This is a genomic window from Alteromonas antoniana, from assembly GCF_019249295.1.
Taxonomy (GTDB): domain Bacteria; phylum Pseudomonadota; class Gammaproteobacteria; order Enterobacterales; family Alteromonadaceae; genus Alteromonas; species Alteromonas antoniana.
Window position 1 is genome coordinate 41608 of record NZ_JAESDH010000002.1, and the last position, 15842, is coordinate 57449.

10 protein-coding genes are annotated in these 15842 nt (G+C 49.9%); 7 read left to right on the forward strand and 3 right to left on the reverse strand.

All coding sequences use genetic code 11. The features are described 5' to 3' along the window. Positions 1-20 precede the first annotated feature (20 nt). The gene (fusA, locus tag JKP77_RS01480) at positions 21-2105 is read left to right on the forward strand and encodes an elongation factor G (RefSeq protein ID WP_218309440.1); all 2085 of its coding nucleotides are present in this window, start codon (positions 21-23) and stop codon (positions 2103-2105) included. A 334-nt stretch (positions 2106-2439) separates the two neighbouring features. After that, positions 2440-3735, forward strand: a complete 1296-nt coding sequence (locus JKP77_RS01485) for an MFS transporter (protein WP_218309441.1) — start codon at positions 2440-2442, stop codon at positions 3733-3735. A gap of 26 nt (positions 3736-3761) precedes the next feature. Here JKP77_RS01485 and JKP77_RS01490 read toward each other — a convergent pair whose 3' ends face one another. Genes JKP77_RS01490 through JKP77_RS01500 form a run of 3 tightly spaced genes read right to left on the reverse strand, consistent with a single transcriptional unit; the run spans position 3762 to position 7707 of the window. Next, the gene (locus tag JKP77_RS01490; protein ID WP_218309442.1) at positions 3762-5813 is read right to left on the reverse strand and encodes a transglutaminase TgpA family protein; all 2052 of its coding nucleotides are present in this window, start codon (positions 5811-5813) and stop codon (positions 3762-3764) included. Beyond that, positions 5810-6781 (reverse strand): DUF58 domain-containing protein, encoded by a 972-nt coding sequence (locus JKP77_RS01495; RefSeq protein WP_218309443.1) that lies wholly within the window; start codon positions 6779-6781, stop codon positions 5810-5812. Before JKP77_RS01495 ends, JKP77_RS01490 begins: the two co-directional genes overlap by 4 nt. An 8-nt stretch (positions 6782-6789) precedes the next feature. Further along, a complete protein-coding gene (locus tag JKP77_RS01500; RefSeq protein ID WP_218309444.1) occupies positions 6790-7707 on the reverse strand; it encodes an AAA family ATPase in 918 nt (305 codons plus the stop codon). 183 nt (positions 7708-7890) lie between these two features. On the opposite strand from JKP77_RS01500, the gene seqA reads away from it, so the two are divergent. From seqA to JKP77_RS01525, 5 genes are all read left to right on the forward strand, one after another. Then, a complete protein-coding gene (gene seqA / locus JKP77_RS01505; RefSeq protein ID WP_218309445.1) occupies positions 7891-8505 on the forward strand; it encodes a replication initiation negative regulator SeqA in 615 nt (204 codons plus the stop codon). Between the two features lie 59 nt (positions 8506-8564). After that, entirely contained in the window at positions 8565-10217 is a 1653-nt protein-coding gene (gene pgm, locus JKP77_RS01510) for a phosphoglucomutase (alpha-D-glucose-1,6-bisphosphate-dependent) (RefSeq protein ID WP_218309446.1), read from the forward strand. A gap of 231 nt (positions 10218-10448) precedes the next feature. After that, positions 10449-12929, forward strand: coding sequence for a glycogen/starch/alpha-glucan phosphorylase (locus JKP77_RS01515; RefSeq protein WP_218309447.1), 2481 nt, complete (start codon positions 10449-10451; stop codon positions 12927-12929). A gap of 349 nt (positions 12930-13278) precedes the next feature. After that, complete coding sequence (locus JKP77_RS01520; RefSeq protein WP_218309448.1) at positions 13279-14949, forward strand: acyl-CoA dehydrogenase family protein; 1671 nt, start codon at positions 13279-13281, stop codon at positions 14947-14949. 169 nt (positions 14950-15118) lie between these two features. Further along, positions 15119-15757: a hypothetical protein gene (locus JKP77_RS01525; RefSeq protein WP_218309449.1), complete on the forward strand. Its 639-nt coding sequence runs from the start codon at positions 15119-15121 to the stop codon at positions 15755-15757. Positions 15758-15842 lie beyond the last annotated feature (85 nt).

Consider the following 15842-nt stretch of genomic DNA (forward strand, 5'->3'; position numbering starts at 1 on the left):
GAACCAACGAAAGTGAACTAATGGCAGACTTATCTCTTTACAGAAACATTGGTATTTTCGCGCACGTAGATGCGGGGAAAACAACCACGACAGAACGTATTTTGAAACTTACCGGTAAAATCCACAAAACCGGTGAAGTACATGATGGTGAGTCAACAACTGACTTCATGGAGCAGGAAGCGGAGCGTGGTATTACCATCCAGTCAGCTGCTGTAACCTGTGAGTGGAAAAATCACCGTTTTAACGTAATTGACACTCCCGGACACGTTGACTTCACCGTTGAAGTATACCGTTCACTGAAAGTACTGGACGGTGGTATCGGTGTATTCTGTGGTTCTGGTGGTGTTGAGCCGCAGTCAGAAACTAACTGGCGCTATGCTAACGAATCAGAAGTATCTCGTATTATCTTCGTGAACAAGCTGGACCGTATGGGTGCAGACTTCTACCGTGTTGTCGGTCAGGTTAAGAAAGTACTGGGCGCGACGCCACTGGTAATGACCCTTCCAATCGGTATTGAAGATGATTTCGTGGGTGTTGTAGATGTACTTGAGAAGAAAGCGTACGTCTGGGACGACACAGGACTTCCTGAAAACTACGAAGTTAAAGACGTACCTGCTGACATGGTAGACAAAGTTAATGAATACCATGAAATGCTGGTTGAGACTGCGGTTGAGCAGGACGACGACCTGATGATGGCTTACATGGACGGCGAAGAGCCTTCTATTGAAGACCTCAAACGTTGTATCCGCAAAGGTACACGTGACCTGGCATTTTTCCCAACATTCTGTGGTTCTGCGTTTAAGAACAAAGGTGTTCAACTGGTATTGGACGCTGTTGTTGACTACTTGCCTTCGCCTACAGAAGTTGACCCTCAGCCTCTGACAGACGAAGAAGGTAACGAAACTGGCGAGCACGCTATCGTTTCTGCAGACGAGCCTTTACGCGCTCTGGCATTTAAGATCATGGACGACCGTTTTGGTGCACTGACTTTCGTACGTATTTACTCTGGTAAATTGAAGAAAGGTGACACCATTCTTAACTCTGCGACAGGTAAAACTGAGCGCGTTGGCCGTATGGTTGAAATGCAGGCAGATGAGCGTAACGAATTAAGCTCTGCACAAGCTGGTGACATCATCGCGATTGTAGGTATGAAGAATGTTCAGACTGGTCACACACTGTGTGATCCTAAACATCCTTGTACCCTTGAAGCGATGGTATTCCCTGAGCCGGTAATCTCGATTGCTGTTGCACCTAAAGATAAAGGTGGTTCAGAGAAGATGGGTATCGCTATCGGTAAAATGGTTGCAGAAGATCCTTCTTTCCGCGTTGAAACAGATGAAGATTCTGGCGAAACCATCCTTAAAGGTATGGGTGAGCTTCACCTGGATATCAAAGTTGACATCCTTAAGCGTACCTACGGTGTTGAACTGGTTGTAGGTCAGCCTCAGGTTGCTTACCGTGAAACTATCACGCAGCAAGTTGAAGACAGCTACACGCACAAGAAGCAGTCTGGTGGTTCTGGTCAGTTCGGTAAGATTGATTACCGCATCAAGCCAGGCGAGCAGAATTCAGGTTTCACGTTCACCTCTTCTGTTGTTGGTGGTAACGTACCAAAAGAATTCTTCCCGGCCATCGAAAAAGGCTTCAAGGGCATGATGGAAGAAGGTCCGGTTGCAGGCTTCCCTGTACTGGACGTGGAAGTTGAACTGTTCGATGGTGCATTCCACGCTGTTGACTCATCAGCTATCGCGTTCGAAATTGCAGCGAAAGGCGCATTCCGTCAGTCTATGCCTAAAGCTGGTCCTCAATTACTTGAGCCAGTGATGAAAGTTGACGTGTTCACTCCTGAAGATCACGTTGGTGATGTAATCGGTGACCTTAACCGTCGTCGCGGCATGATCAAAGATCAGGAAGCTGGCGCAACAGGCGTGCGTATTAAAGCTGACGTACCTCTGTCAGAGATGTTTGGTTACATCGGTCACCTGCGTACGATGACATCAGGTCGTGGTCAGTTCTCTATGGAGTTCAGCCACTACTCAGCATGTCCTCAGAACGTTGCTGATAAAGTAATCGAAGAAGTAAAAGCACGTAAAGAAAAGAAATAAGCTTTTCTTAAGTGATTCAAAAGCCCGCATCATGCGGGCTTTTTTGTGCGTGTTTGTCACAAAGCACTGGGGACGCAGTAATGTCCTCAGAACCAGTGAGCATCTGATGGGCATGCTAATTCATATTATCTTTTGATCCTGAAATACGTGTCTTCCTACAGCAACGCTCTCAGACAAACTAGTGTAAAGCGACATGCACTTACCTTATCCGCTGTATGGCGTCTATTAGCAAATCATTCGCTTTTCATTGCCAAATCCACGTGAATTTGTCTTTGCGAAAAATGAAATTTCTCTTACCCTTTGGTTTTTTATACTTTTTAAACAGGTCAGACGGTTGCGGGCGTTTTTCTCTTTATATCTTACCAACCTTTTTCTTGTCGGGGGAACGGGGTTACTTACTACCTACCTTGCGCTGTATCTCGGGCAAAAGGACGTATCTACATTCTGGGTAGGGTTGCTGACCTCGTGTTACTACGTAGGGTTGTTGCTTGGCTCGAAACTGGGTTACTACCTCATAAAGTCTGTCGGCCACATACGATCCTTTGGGGCTTGTACAGCAATGGTGACTGCCTGCGTCGCGTTACATGGAGTGTCGGATAATCTTTCACTGTGGTTAGCGCTGCGACTGATTGTTGGTATCGGCATGATGTGCAACTTCATGGTGCTGGAAAGCTGGTTGAATGAGCAGGCCAGCCATGAACACCGTGGTCGGGTGTTTTCACTGTATATGATCACGTCCTACCTTGGCACCGTTCTTGGTCAACTGGCATTAGCGCAATTCCCGGAGTTGGGCTACGCGCCATTGTTTCTGGTGTGCTTCGCCATCGCCGTAGGTATCGTGCCCATTTCGCTCACCCGGCGTATTCACCCAAAACCTCTGAAACCGATGGAGGTTGGATTTTTCAGCTATTTCACGTTGATCCCGCAGTCGTTAACCGCAGTGTTATTTGCAGGTATTATCAACGGCAGTTTTTATGGTCTGGCACCCCTGTTTGCCAGCCAGGCAGGGTTTGATGCATCGGGTATCGCAACGTTTATGTCTGTGACGATTTTTGCCGGGTTGGTGGCACAGTGGCCGATGGGGATCTTATCTGATCGCGTGCGCCGCAGTGTACTGATACGCTCCAATGCCGTCATTCTTGTCGTGGTGTGTGGCGCGCTTTTCATTTTACCCCTTTCCCAGCAAGCGATGCTGGTGCTGACGTTTATTTTTGGCTTATTCGCCTTTACTCTGTATCCACTCTCTTCTGCACTTGCGAATTCGCGGGTATCTGACGAAGATCGCGTGGGGGTATCTTCCGCGTTGCTGGTGGCCTTCGGTGCCGGGGCAGGTTTGGGTTCAGCGTTACTGGCACAGGTCATGGTGCACTTAGGTCATACCGCGCTCTACGGAGCTACCTCACTGCTTTGCATGCTGATGTTTGGCGTACTGTCAGTCATTAATTACAGGCAAAAGGCAGAGAAACCTGAGCACGCCGATTATGTGGTGAGTGCGTCTGATATTACGACCTCGCCGCTGGCTGCGGCAATGGATCCCAGAATCGAAGAGGCCACAGCGCAGGACCAGTTACTGGTTGTTGATGAGCATGCTGATGCTGCGGCTGAACAGGATGAGCCAACGCAAACGTAGTGCGTTCTCGTTTGAGTGCCGGGCAATCAGCCCCGGCGGGCTTTTGACGCTGCAGCGCCGTCTTTGCCGGAAAGAGAACGCCGAAGCGTCTTTAACGCCGTTTTCATCTCGTCTGACACCGAATGCGCGCGTCTACCCGGCGCGTACTCCAGCGTCTCAAACCCACTGATAATCTGATGTAGCGCTACTGTGGCCTCATTTGGCATATGAGGAGCGAGGGCTTTTTCATACTCCCGCAGCGAGCGCGCATTTCTGGCCATACCGGTGTGGCGCACCAGCACTTTCTCAGCACGGTTTACCAGTTTGCGGTGGGTTGTTGTGTCGTTTGCCTGCCAGCGGGGTAGAAAGTAAAGGGCCAGTATCAAGGCAATCCCCGCCACCACCGACAGGAAAAATACAGTCAGACGCCATAGGGTGATTTCACCGAGTATACGCTCAAGCAGGTTTTCCCGGCTTGCGGCGTCAAAACCCAGAACCCAGCGGCTCCACAGATAATCTGCATTTGCCATAAATAAGCGCAATGAGTCCATCATTGGCAACGAATACAGGCCGCTGAATGGTGACTCAGAAAGTGACTCTCCACTTTCTTCAAGGGCTTGCTGCAAGCCAAAACTCACCCGCGCCGGCGATACGATACTGGTAGGATCGAAACGTACCCATCCTTGTTCACCCAACATTGCCTCTATCCATGCATGCGCATCGTATTGCCTGACACTCAGTACATTGTCTTTCAGCTCCTCTCCGCCATGATAGCCGGTAACGAGTCTGGCGGGTATGCCCGCCAGCCTGAGCACATAGGCCATTGCGCTGGCATAGTGCGTACAAAAGCCGGCCTGCCTGTCAAACAGAAACGTATCAACCGGGTTAAGTGGCATGGGATCGGGGTTTAAGGTGTAGCGAAATTCCTGCTCTACAAAGAAGTTCATTACCTGGCGGATAAATGCGCGATCATCCGGATACTGCTTTCTCAGTTCCGCCGCCCACTCCCGGGTTGCCGGGTTACCGCTGCCAGGTAACTGAAGGTTTAATCGCGTATCCATATTCAGCAGTGTCTGATTTAGCGGCGTCCGGGGAAAAGAGCGCAGGCGGTAGGCGCGCTTACTCATGAGCGGTTGTGAGGCAATCAACTGGTAGTCTGAACTTTGCCAGATGTAGTCCCGGCTTGCCTGCGTGTGTGCGACGGCAACATCTATACCGTAGAGCCAGGATTTACCGGTAGCTTCTGCTATCACCTGGTAGTCATAAAACGGCCCCGTTGTCTGCGGAGTAAATTCCTGACCAAACAGTTTGTATTGTGCACGAATTTCTCGACGGGTATCGCTGACGGACCAGCTTTTGCCGTCAAAGTGCTCCATGGTTATGGCCCGCCAGTAGCGATCCTGCGCCGCAGGCAGGGCACTTTCAAAGGTGGCGTTAAATGCCAGCTCATCAGACTGCGAAAGGCTTGCGATATCGCCTGGTGTAACCGTATCTGACAGTCCTGTGGTAGCGCTTTTTGCCGTTGGCATTTTCCATAAGGGGGGAAGTTGCGGCAGAATAAGAAACAGTACGATGGCAATGGGTAATGCCTGTAGCGACATGACGCCAAGTTTTCGTAATTGCCGCAGCAAGGGCATGCCCGGCGAAAATAATGATGCCAGTGCGACCAGTAAGCCCACCTGCATAGCAAGATAAAATGCCGTGGCGCTCATCGACTGACTAAAAATAAATCCGCAGCCTATCAGAAACAGACTGCTGGCAAACATCTGTAAGAAATCTTTCTTGCGGGTCATCAGCATGAGCTTAAGAGAGCAGGCCATCACCAGCAGATTTATCATGGACAGTAACAAGCCCAAATCCAGACTAAACCAGGCCAGCGTTACACCACATAGTAGTGCCAGCAGATTTACCGTGCGACTGCTGGGGGCATGGTTATACCATCCCAGATAAAGTGCTACCCGCACCAGCGCCGCGCAACCAGACAGAATAAGCACCCAGATTTGTAACGGACTGTACAGGCTAAGACTGACAATAAAAAACAGCATGGCCAGGATCAGACTGGCGCGATGCCCGGCTATGGGAAGACGCGGCGCCGTCATGCTATTGCTCCTACCGGTGCATAGCGGGCAAGCGCAGTTAAACAGCGATGTTTATGATTATCGCCTGAGTCAGGTTCAATCGTTTGCCGACCCAGTTTGAGGCCAAAGGCGATTCGTTGCTCACTCAGTGTGATAACCTGAAATGCCAGTTTGCTTAACGCCGTTTCGAGATCGTCGGTAGCCGGTAAACTCAGGTAGCCCATTTTTGCCTGCTGCTGACTAAACTCTTTGCTTACCCAGTCGCCGCCTTTCGCCACATGTTTCCAGGCCACGCGGTGGACAGGCTCGCCGGGAATGTAGCTTCTGAGGGCGAAAAAATCATCGTGTCCGGCCTGTTCCGTGGTGTTGCTGCCCTCGTCGTGGCCTTCTTCCTGAAAAGCAATCTTGCAGGGGATCGGGGTTGGGTACACGACCAGCGTCTGGTTAAAGTCGAGATGTGTCCAGCAGCGGAAAAGACCCAGCGGATATTCATTACTCAGCGTTACCCTTGGCAGAGGATAAAGGCCTCTGTTGGTGGTGAAATAAGGTAATGTAAGATGCCCGTTGTGCTCAGCAAGCTCACAGGTGATTCCGTCAGCCTGTTGCCACCATGTCACGGTGAAAAGACCATCTGACAATTTTGGCTTGCCTGGTTGCTGACACTGTAACGTCAGCGAGGCATGATTTCCTGCATACACCGGCGTAACAGGCAAGGCACGTACATGTAATTTGGCAAAGTTCTGATAGCTGACAAACAGCGTAATCAGCATCAGCGACAACAAAAAATAACACAGCAGCAGCATAAGGTTATTCTGATAGTTCGTGCCGAGAATGAACAAACTGCCACAAACCACAATAAAGCCCCAGCCAAACAATGACGGGAAAATGAAGACTGACTTCAGATCCAGTGCAAAACGCTGACTGGCGGGAATGCGTTTTTCCAGCCACTTAAGGGTACGTCGCTGCAGAGCCCGGGATAATGCGGTCATGCTTTCAATCAGGCCGCCAGTGGATCGACGCTATCAAGCAGTCGCTGGCTTAATACATCGTCCTCAAAGTGAGAATCCTGTTGAGCGCGAAGCCGGTGTTCGGTCACGGCGGTAAAGACGGCCTGAACATCTTCCGGTACTACATAGTCGCGGTCATGCAGAAATGCCCACGCCCGTGCCGCCTGCAGTATTGCCTTACTGGCTCTGGGGGACAGCGGGTTTGGATACCCGGCATCTTCGCGGCTGTGCACTACCAGTCTTAAAATATAACTGATGACACTGTCACTGCAGTGCACGTCATTGACTGCTGACTGATGCTCAAGCAACACGTTTGTTGGGATGTGAGTGTCCAGAGAGGTTTTCACCCGCTCACTGCCTGATTTCAGCATCGCACGTTCTGCTTCCCACCCCGGATATCCCAGCGAGATGCGCATCAGAAAGCGGTCCAGTTGCGATTCCGGTAAAGGGTATGTGCCGGACTGGTAACCCGGGTTCTGCGTGCCGATAACAAAAAACGGCGAAGGGAGCTGGTGCGTTGTGCCGTCAATACTGACTTGCTGCTCTTCCATGGCTTCAAGTAATGCACTTTGCGTTTTCGGGCTGGCACGGTTAATTTCATCCGCCAGAACCAACTGGTTGAATACCGGGCCCGGCCTGAACTGAAATTGCTTTTGATGAGAATCGAAAATATTCACGCCAAGCATGTCAGACGGCAGCAAGTCAGAAGTGAACTGTATGCGGGAAAAGTCGAGTCCGAAGACACTTGCCAGTGCATGCGACAGGGTGGTTTTCCCCATCCCGGGTAAATCTTCGATAAGTAAATGGCCATTGGCGAGCAGGCAGGTAACCGCCAGCTTCAGCTGTTGTGTTTTTCCGATTACCTGTGTTCCCAGTGCGTCGATGACTGCCTGAAAGTCGGATCTCATGATAAAGGCCCCAGATGACAATGATTTATAAATAATATCAACTCATTAGCATTGTTAGGTGATACGTCTGATACCTAAGTATAGGTTAATACGAGAAATTTCTGGTTAAAAATCAGACAGGATAAAGTGCTGCGAGACGCGTTAGGGTTGTCTATAATGGGGCATCTTAAAAAGGAAGTAGTTATGAAAATCATTGAAATTGATGACGATTTGTATGCCTTTATCGCCAGCCAGACTAAGCATATTGGCGAAAATGCATCGGATATATTGCGCCGATTGCTGATGCCTGAGTCGCCAGCACCTGTAAGAACACCGCGCAGTGATGCGGGCTCAGAGGTGACTGATGAAGTTCCAGCCGCTATTGTCGACGCCGAACTGAACACCGACGCATCGGTAGCGCCTTCCAACGTCAGCGATATGGTTACGCCAGTCTCACCAGAAAATGCTGCAGATATTCTTGAGAACGTGACAACTGAAGCGCTGGCGACCTTTACCAAACGTGTCGATCAGTTCTTATTTGTGTTGGCGCAGCTGCATAAGCTCAATCCACAAGCGTTTGACGCAGTAGAACAAATAAAGGGAAAAAACCGTACGTATTTTGCAACGTCAAAAGAAGCGCTGCTCAGTAACGGCTCAAGTACTAATCCCAAGGCAATCCCTGACAGCCCGTACTGGGTGGTAACGAATAACAACACCGCAAAGAAAATTGCGATGTTGGAGCAGGTATTGCAGAAACTCGGATACGATGCGTCTGTAGCGCAAACGGTAACGTCGCGTTTTGCTCCGGAAGGGAGATAACGTTACGTAAAGTAGCGACGGACCTGCCGGAATAACCACTTTTACTGTAAGGAATACTCATGGCTTTACACCCTGAGGCGGGTCAACCCGCCGCGCCGGAACAACTCATTAATGTGGCTGAACTGGTTAGCCAGTACTACAGCTATCGCCCACAGCCTGGCGTAGCGGCAGAGGCAGTGACCTTCGGGACATCAGGACACCGCGGCACATCAGCATCGGTCACCTTTAACGATATGCACATCAGCGCAATTTGTCAGGCGCTGGCAGAGTATCGCGTACATCAGCAGATTACCGGTCCAGTGTTTATCGGCAAAGATACCCATGCGTTGTCAGAACCTGCCTTGAGTACGGCGATTGAAGTGTTAACCGCCAATGGTATTAATGTGGTTATTCAGCGTAGCGACAATGAAAGCCGTGGCTATACACCCACGCCGGTAATTTCACGCACTATCATTCGTTACAACCGCGGACGTACTGAAGCTTTCGCAGACGGTATTGTTATTACGCCGTCGCACAATCCACCCTCAGACGGCGGGTTTAAATATAATCCGCCACACGGTGGACCAGCCGACAGCGACGTGACTAAGGTTATTCAGGACCGGGCCAATGCGCTCATTGCTGATGACAATCGGGATGTGAAACGCATGGATCTGCGCAAAGCCAAAGACAGTGGCTTGTGCAAAGAAGAGGATTTCATGGAGGCGTATATCGATGACCTGGCTCAGGTTGTTGATATGGAGGCTATTGCCAAAGCCGGTCTTAAGCTAGGCACAGATCCACTGGGCGGTGCTGGCGTGGGATACTGGTCTGTCATCGCGAAAAAATACGGGCTGGATATTACCGTTGTTAACGACAGTGTCGATCCTCAGTTTGGTTTTATGCGTCGGGATAAAGACGGCAAACTAAGAATGGATTGTTCCTCGGCTTACGCTATGGCCGGACTCATTGAACTTAAAGATGAGTTTGATCTTGCCTGGGGCAATGACCCGGATTTTGACCGTCACGGCATCGTGTGCAAAAGCGCCGGGCTGATGAACCCAAACCACTACCTCGCTGTGGCGATACATTACCTCTATCAGCACCGCACACAATGGCCACAGTCGCTGAAAGTGGGTAAGACCCTGGTATCCAGCAGCATGATAGACAGAGTAGCGGCTGACCTGAATAAAGACGTGGCAGAAATGCCAGTTGGCTTTAAATGGTTTGTTCAGGGATTGTCGGACAGCGAAATAGGCTTCGCGGGAGAGGAGAGTGCGGGGGGTATCTTCCTGCAGCGTGATGCACAAACCTGGGCCACTGACAAAGACGGCTTCATTATGTGTTTGCTGGCAGCAGAGATCCTTGCTGTAACCGGCAAAGATCCCGGTGAGCATTATGCAGCGCTTACCGAAAAGTTTGGTTCCCCGTGTTACACGCGGGTAGATGTTGCTGCAACTCTGGAAGAAAAAGACAAACTGTCAGCCATGGATGCCTCCGTGGTCACCAGTGATACACTGGCCGGTGAGGCTATCGTCTCTGTGCAGACACATGCACCGGGTAACAATGCTGCCATAGGTGGAGTAAAAGTCTCTACAGAAAATGGTTGGTTTGCGGCTCGTCCTTCAGGTACCGAACAGATTTATAAAATCTATGCTGAGAGCTTTAACGGTGAAAGCCACTTACAAGAATTGTTGAAAGAGGCCGAATCGCTGGTTGGTAAGATCATCAAATAAAATCCAAATGTAATTAAAAGACAAGATAAATGTAAAATTAATGTTAATAAATGGGGTTTTGCATACGTTTTCATGCAAAAAGTTCTACTTTTAACAAAACTTTTACAAAAAGTTTGTTTTAACGCTGCTATATTGCTGTCATGTCGTCGAATAAGATGTAATTTTATTACGTAATTTGTGCGGCAGACGGCACCCTCCGTTTGCCTGCACTTTCAACCGTGAGATACCACTATGAACGCGAAAGTGACGAAGGCAATGTCCGCCGAAAAAATCAACAAAGCTGATTTTAAAGCTGCTGTCGTCAAGCATTTACATTGCACGCTTGGCACCGACGAAAACAAAGCCAATAACCATGCCTGGTGGAAAGCCACGTGCGCAGCTATTCAGGAGCAGGTGCTCGAAGGACTGCGCAAAACACAAAAAACCCATTACCTGAATGATACCCGCGCGGTGCACTATTTCTCTGCAGAGTTTTTGATGGGCCGCTTGCTGTCTAACAATCTGCAAAACTTTGGCCTGTTTGATGTTGCCAGTGACGCATTAAAAGAGCTGGGCGTTGAATTGTCTGATGTGATGGAAGAAGAGCCGGATATGGCGCTGGGGAACGGTGGTCTGGGACGCCTGGCCGCATGCTTTATTGACTCTCTGGCGACCATGGAGCTGCCTGCTATCGGTTATGGCCTCCATTATGAGCACGGTTTGTTCCGCCAGGAAATTAAAAGCGGCGCACAGATCGAACGCCCTGACAGCTGGCGTGACTACGGTAATCCTTGGGAAATTTGCCGTCCAGAATCTATTCAGGAAGTATCCCTGTATGGCTATGTAGAAACCAAGTACGGTGAAAACGGCCGTATCCAGAAAGAATGGCACCCGGGCCTGATTGTGAAAGGGGTACCGTGGGATATCCCGGTTGTCGGGTATGAAGGCAAAACCGTCAACGTGCTGCGTCTTTGGCAAAGTGAAGCCTCAGGTTATTTCAACTGGGATGTATTTAATGCCGGTGGTTATGTGGATGCGCAGCGCGAAAACGTGCAGGCCGAAACCATCTCTAAAGTCTTGTATCCGAACGATGAAACCGAAGCTGGGAAAGAGTTGCGACTGATTCAGCAGTACTTCTTTTGCTCATGTTCATTGAAAGACATTATCCGTCGCTATAAACGTGCACACGGTGATGACTGGAGCCGTTTCCCCGAGCAGGTTGTTGTGCAACTCAATGACACGCATCCGGCCATCGCTATTCCCGAGTTAATGCGTATTTTAGTTGATCGCGCTGAGCTAGACTGGGATACGGCATGGGGTATCTGTACAAAGGTCTTTGCGTATACAAACCATACATTATTACCCGAAGCGCTGGAAAAATGGCCGGCCCGCATGATTGAGAAGATCCTGCCGCGCCACCTGGAGATCATTTACGAAATCAATCATCGCTTCATGTCGCTGGTAGATAAAAAGTGGCCAGGCGATAATGCCGTAAAAGCCAAGCTGTCTATCATTGAAGAAGGTAATGAAAAGATGGTGCGCATGGGGCACCTGTCTGTGATTGGCTCGTTTGCTGTCAACGGCGTGGCAGAAATTCACTCCAAGCTGGTGAAACAAAACCTGTTTCCTGAGTTCGACGAACTATGGCCGGGTAAGCTCACTAACGTAACCAATGGCATCACGCCTCGTCGCTGGCTGAAGGCATGTAATCCGTCGTTGTCTAAACTCATCGACAAAAAAATCGGTGACGACTGGCCAAAAGATCTTTATAAGCTTGAAGGTCTTGCTAAACACGCGGATAACAAAACGTTCCAGAAACAATTTATGCAGGTGAAGCAGGAAAATAAACAACTGCTGGCTGATGAAATTAAGCAATCGCTGGGTATTGAGGTAGATACCAACGCGATTTTCGACGTGCAAATCAAACGACTGCATGAGTACAAACGTCAGCACCTTAACCTGTTGCACATTATGGCGCTGTATCGCCGGTTACTGGAAAACCCGGATTACGACATGCACCCCCGCGTCTTTATTTTTGGTGCGAAGGCTGCTCCGGGCTACAAGCTGGCGAAAGATATTATCTATGCCATTAATAAGGTGGCAGATAAGATCAACAACGATAACCGTGTAAACAAGAAACTGAAAGTCGTGTTCTTGCCAAATTACCGGGTGTCGCTGGCCGAGAAAATGATTCCGGCATCTGACGTTTCTGAGCAGATCAGTACGGCAGGGAAGGAGGCGTCAGGCACCGGCAACATGAAGCTGGCATTAAACGGGGCGCTAACCATTGGTACGCTGGATGGTGCGAACATAGAAATTGCCGAAGAAGTCGGTGACGACAATATTTTCATTTTCGGTATGACAGTAGAAGAAGTGGATGCGCTGCGTGCCAGTGGCTATAACCCACACGACTACTATTACCGGGATCCGGAAATCAAAGCTGTGCTGGACTGGCTGGAAACCGATTACTTTACGCCTGGCAAACCGGGTGCGCTGGTTTCTATCAAGCAAAGCCTGCTGGACAATGGCGACCCATACATGGTGCTGGCAGATTATCGTGCGTACTCTGATGCTCAGATCAAAGTTGACGAAGCGTATCGCGATAAAGCTCGCTGGGCACGTATGGCCATAATCAATACAGCGAAAATGGGTAAGTTTACGTCAGACCGCTCGATTAAAGATTATGTCGAGCGAATCTGGAAGTTGCAAAACTGCCCGGTGGATGCGAAGTAATCTACCTGTTAATTCCCCCCAAAAGCCCGGCGTTGTCCGGGCTTTTTTTGTGCTGAGAGCGGGTATGATCCCAAAGACAGTCTGACGCGGCATCACCATTCGCTGTAAGGAGCGTCGTGCGTTACTCACATCGGGCATCTGTTCCAGAATACTATTCCCGCATCTCTTACGTATGCCAGCAATACTAAACCCCATCTTTTTAAATGAGCCGCATCACAAATACAGTGCTGCGGTGATCCAGGCAGACGCGAGAGGGTGTTTATCCGCCCTGTATACAGTGGATGTAACACGCGGTTTACGCTATGGTAACAACAAGGTCTGACCACTTAATGCGGGAGATGATAATCGCATGGCGAACACGCAGAATTCAGGGGAAACCCATGAGGTTTTTAACCAGCCGCAGCCGCTGGAGCACTATAATGCCTACAGTGCTGACAGTGTTTTACAATACTGGGTAAGCACATTTGGTGGTGACTGGGGGCAGGACAGTCTCACCGGTTTCGGGCGCGGAATTGGTCATGAACTTCAAACCGCAGGTTTTCTTGCTAATAAACACTTGCCGGAATTTCAGCCTCACGACCGGTTTGGTCACCGCATCGATCAGGTCGATTACCACCCCGCGTATCATCAGCTCATGCAGCATGCGGTGGAGCATGGTCACTGCAGTTTGCCCTGGACCGAAGATAAACCGGGGGCGCATGTGGTTCGTGGCGCGATTGCCTTTCTACACAGCCATGCTGACCCCGGTTCAGGTTGTCCGTTAACCATGACGTTTGCCTCCGTTCCTGCGCTTTCGGTGCAGCCGGATATTGCAAAAACCTGGTTACCTAAAGTGCTTGCAAGGGAGTACGACGGCAGCAATAAGCCATGGTTTGAAAAAAACGGCGTTACCATCGGTATGGCGATGACGGAAAAGCAGGGCGGAAGCGATGTCAGGGCGAACACCACTGTTGCTACACCCGTTGATATTGCCGGGCCGGGGCAACGCTATAGCCTGACCGGTCACAAATGGTTTTGCAGCGCGCCAATGTGCGACGCGTTTCTGGTGCTGGCCCAGGCCAGTGACAATATATCCTGCTTTCTGGTTCCCCGCTGGCGCGAGGATGGCAGCAAAAACCCCGTTCATATTCAACGCCTGAAAAACAAATTGGGGAATAAATCTAACGCCAGTTCAGAAATTGAGTTTCGTGGTGCCCATGGCTGGTTGCTCGGTGAAGAAGGACGGGGCATAGCCACTATTATTCAAATGGTCGCACTCACCCGCTATGACTGTATGCTGGGCTCCAGTGCGCTGATGGCGCAGGCGGTGAAAGAGGCCATATGGCATACGTCCGGTCGCGCCGTATTCGGTAAAAACCTGCATGAACAACCTCTGATGCTGAATGTACTGGCAGATTTAGCCATTGAGGCGGAGGCAGCACTTGCCATCAGTTTGCGGATTGCAAAAGCGCTGGATAACAGTAACGACAGCCACGAGGCCGCATTAATTCGAAGTTCTACTGCTATCGGCAAATACTGGATCTGCAAGCGCGCCGTTCAGCATACCTATGAAGCGATGGAATGTATTGGCGGAGTCGGTTACGTGGAAGAAAACATCACCAGCCGGCTTTACCGTGAAGCACCCGTCAATGCGATTTGGGAAGGATCGGGTAATGTTCAGTGTCTGGATTTACTCAGAGTTCTGCATCGTGAGCCAGAGACGTTAAAAGCGCTGTTAAGTGAGCTGGAGCAAGCGTCCGGAAAGCATCCGCTGTACGACAGCGCGCTGGCGAAGCTCCAGAAGGCGCTCGCCCGTCGCGATAATGTCGAGATACGGGCCAGGCAACTTATGGAGCAACTGGCACTTTGCTGGCAGTGTTCAACCCTGTTGGTATATGGCGATAGATTAATTGCCGAAGCCTTTGTCCGTTCACGTCTTGCTGACACTTTTCATCAGTATGGTACGTTGCCCGATGATATAGATATTGCTGCCATCGTCAAAAGGGCGATGCCAGACGTACAGAAAGATAACCACGCGTAAACACAGGAAATTGCCAAACGGCGTCAACGACGTCTTGTTTTCAACCATTTTAGTCACCAACATAAATAATGAACAAAGGTCAGCACTCTCTAGTAAAAATCGGCTCACTTTTTGCGACAGCGAAGGAATAAGTGACTATTTCGTTATTCTTGTACGGACATTGCCTGTTATGTATGTATCCAATACACCCTCGCTGCTTGACTATATCGGTGATCCTGAAAAATCAAAGAACACCCTGAGTGAGCTGGCTTCCCGCCCCAGGGGCGCAGAGATGGCGTCCGATATCAGAAGCCTGACGGTGCTGCAATCTGATGAGGGCATCGAACAAACGGTAGAGAAAATTGCCTCTGGGGATACCAGTGTGTCGCTTAACCGGATCGGCAATTTACTGGAGCATATCAAAGGAAATGTGTTCACAGACCTGCAGGATGTTGCCGGTCGGCTTGGTATTTCCGGCGAGATTTCATTTTCCCGCGAAAACGGAAACTGGACAGTGAATCAGGATGAGCAGACAGAGCCTTCAGCCGGGATAGACCGATTACAGCAATATCTGGATAAGGCCTCAGGTCTTAACAACAAACTCAGCCAGATTAAACAGCTGTCAGAAATGTTCGAACTGGGCCAGGCCCGGGAGTATGCCAACACGCTAAAGGCGCAGGGGGCTGAAGATAGTCAAATTGTGACCTTCCTGACCGACACCAGAGCACGTATCTTTGCAGAAGATAACCTGACATTAAGTCAGCAAGGGGTAGTGGCAAAAAGTGAAGGTGTGTCGACACGCTTCTACAATGCAATATCCGGCGAATAAGGGGTTCCTCGTCAACCGGGAAGAAAATGATTACCATAACACTAGAGCCTGTTTATCTTTGTTCAGTGCTTATGCAGAGAGTAGT

Coding starts and splice junctions, on each gene's coding strand:
- JKP77_RS01500 (WP_218309444.1), bottom strand. CDS start 7,707: ATGAGATCCGACTTTCAGGCAGTCATCGACGCACTGGGAACACAGGTA.
- pgm (WP_218309446.1), top strand. CDS start 8,565: ATGGCTTTACACCCTGAGGCGGGTCAACCCGCCGCGCCGGAACAACTC.
- JKP77_RS01525 (WP_218309449.1), top strand. CDS start 15,119: ATGTATGTATCCAATACACCCTCGCTGCTTGACTATATCGGTGATCCT.
- JKP77_RS01495 (WP_218309443.1), bottom strand. CDS start 6,781: ATGACCGCATTATCCCGGGCTCTGCAGCGACGTACCCTTAAGTGGCTG.
- JKP77_RS01515 (WP_218309447.1), top strand. CDS start 10,449: ATGAACGCGAAAGTGACGAAGGCAATGTCCGCCGAAAAAATCAACAAA.
- JKP77_RS01520 (WP_218309448.1), top strand. CDS start 13,279: ATGGCGAACACGCAGAATTCAGGGGAAACCCATGAGGTTTTTAACCAG.
- JKP77_RS01490 (WP_218309442.1), bottom strand. CDS start 5,813: ATGACGGCGCCGCGTCTTCCCATAGCCGGGCATCGCGCCAGTCTGATC.
- seqA (WP_218309445.1), top strand. CDS start 7,891: ATGAAAATCATTGAAATTGATGACGATTTGTATGCCTTTATCGCCAGC.
- fusA (WP_218309440.1), top strand. CDS start 21: ATGGCAGACTTATCTCTTTACAGAAACATTGGTATTTTCGCGCACGTA.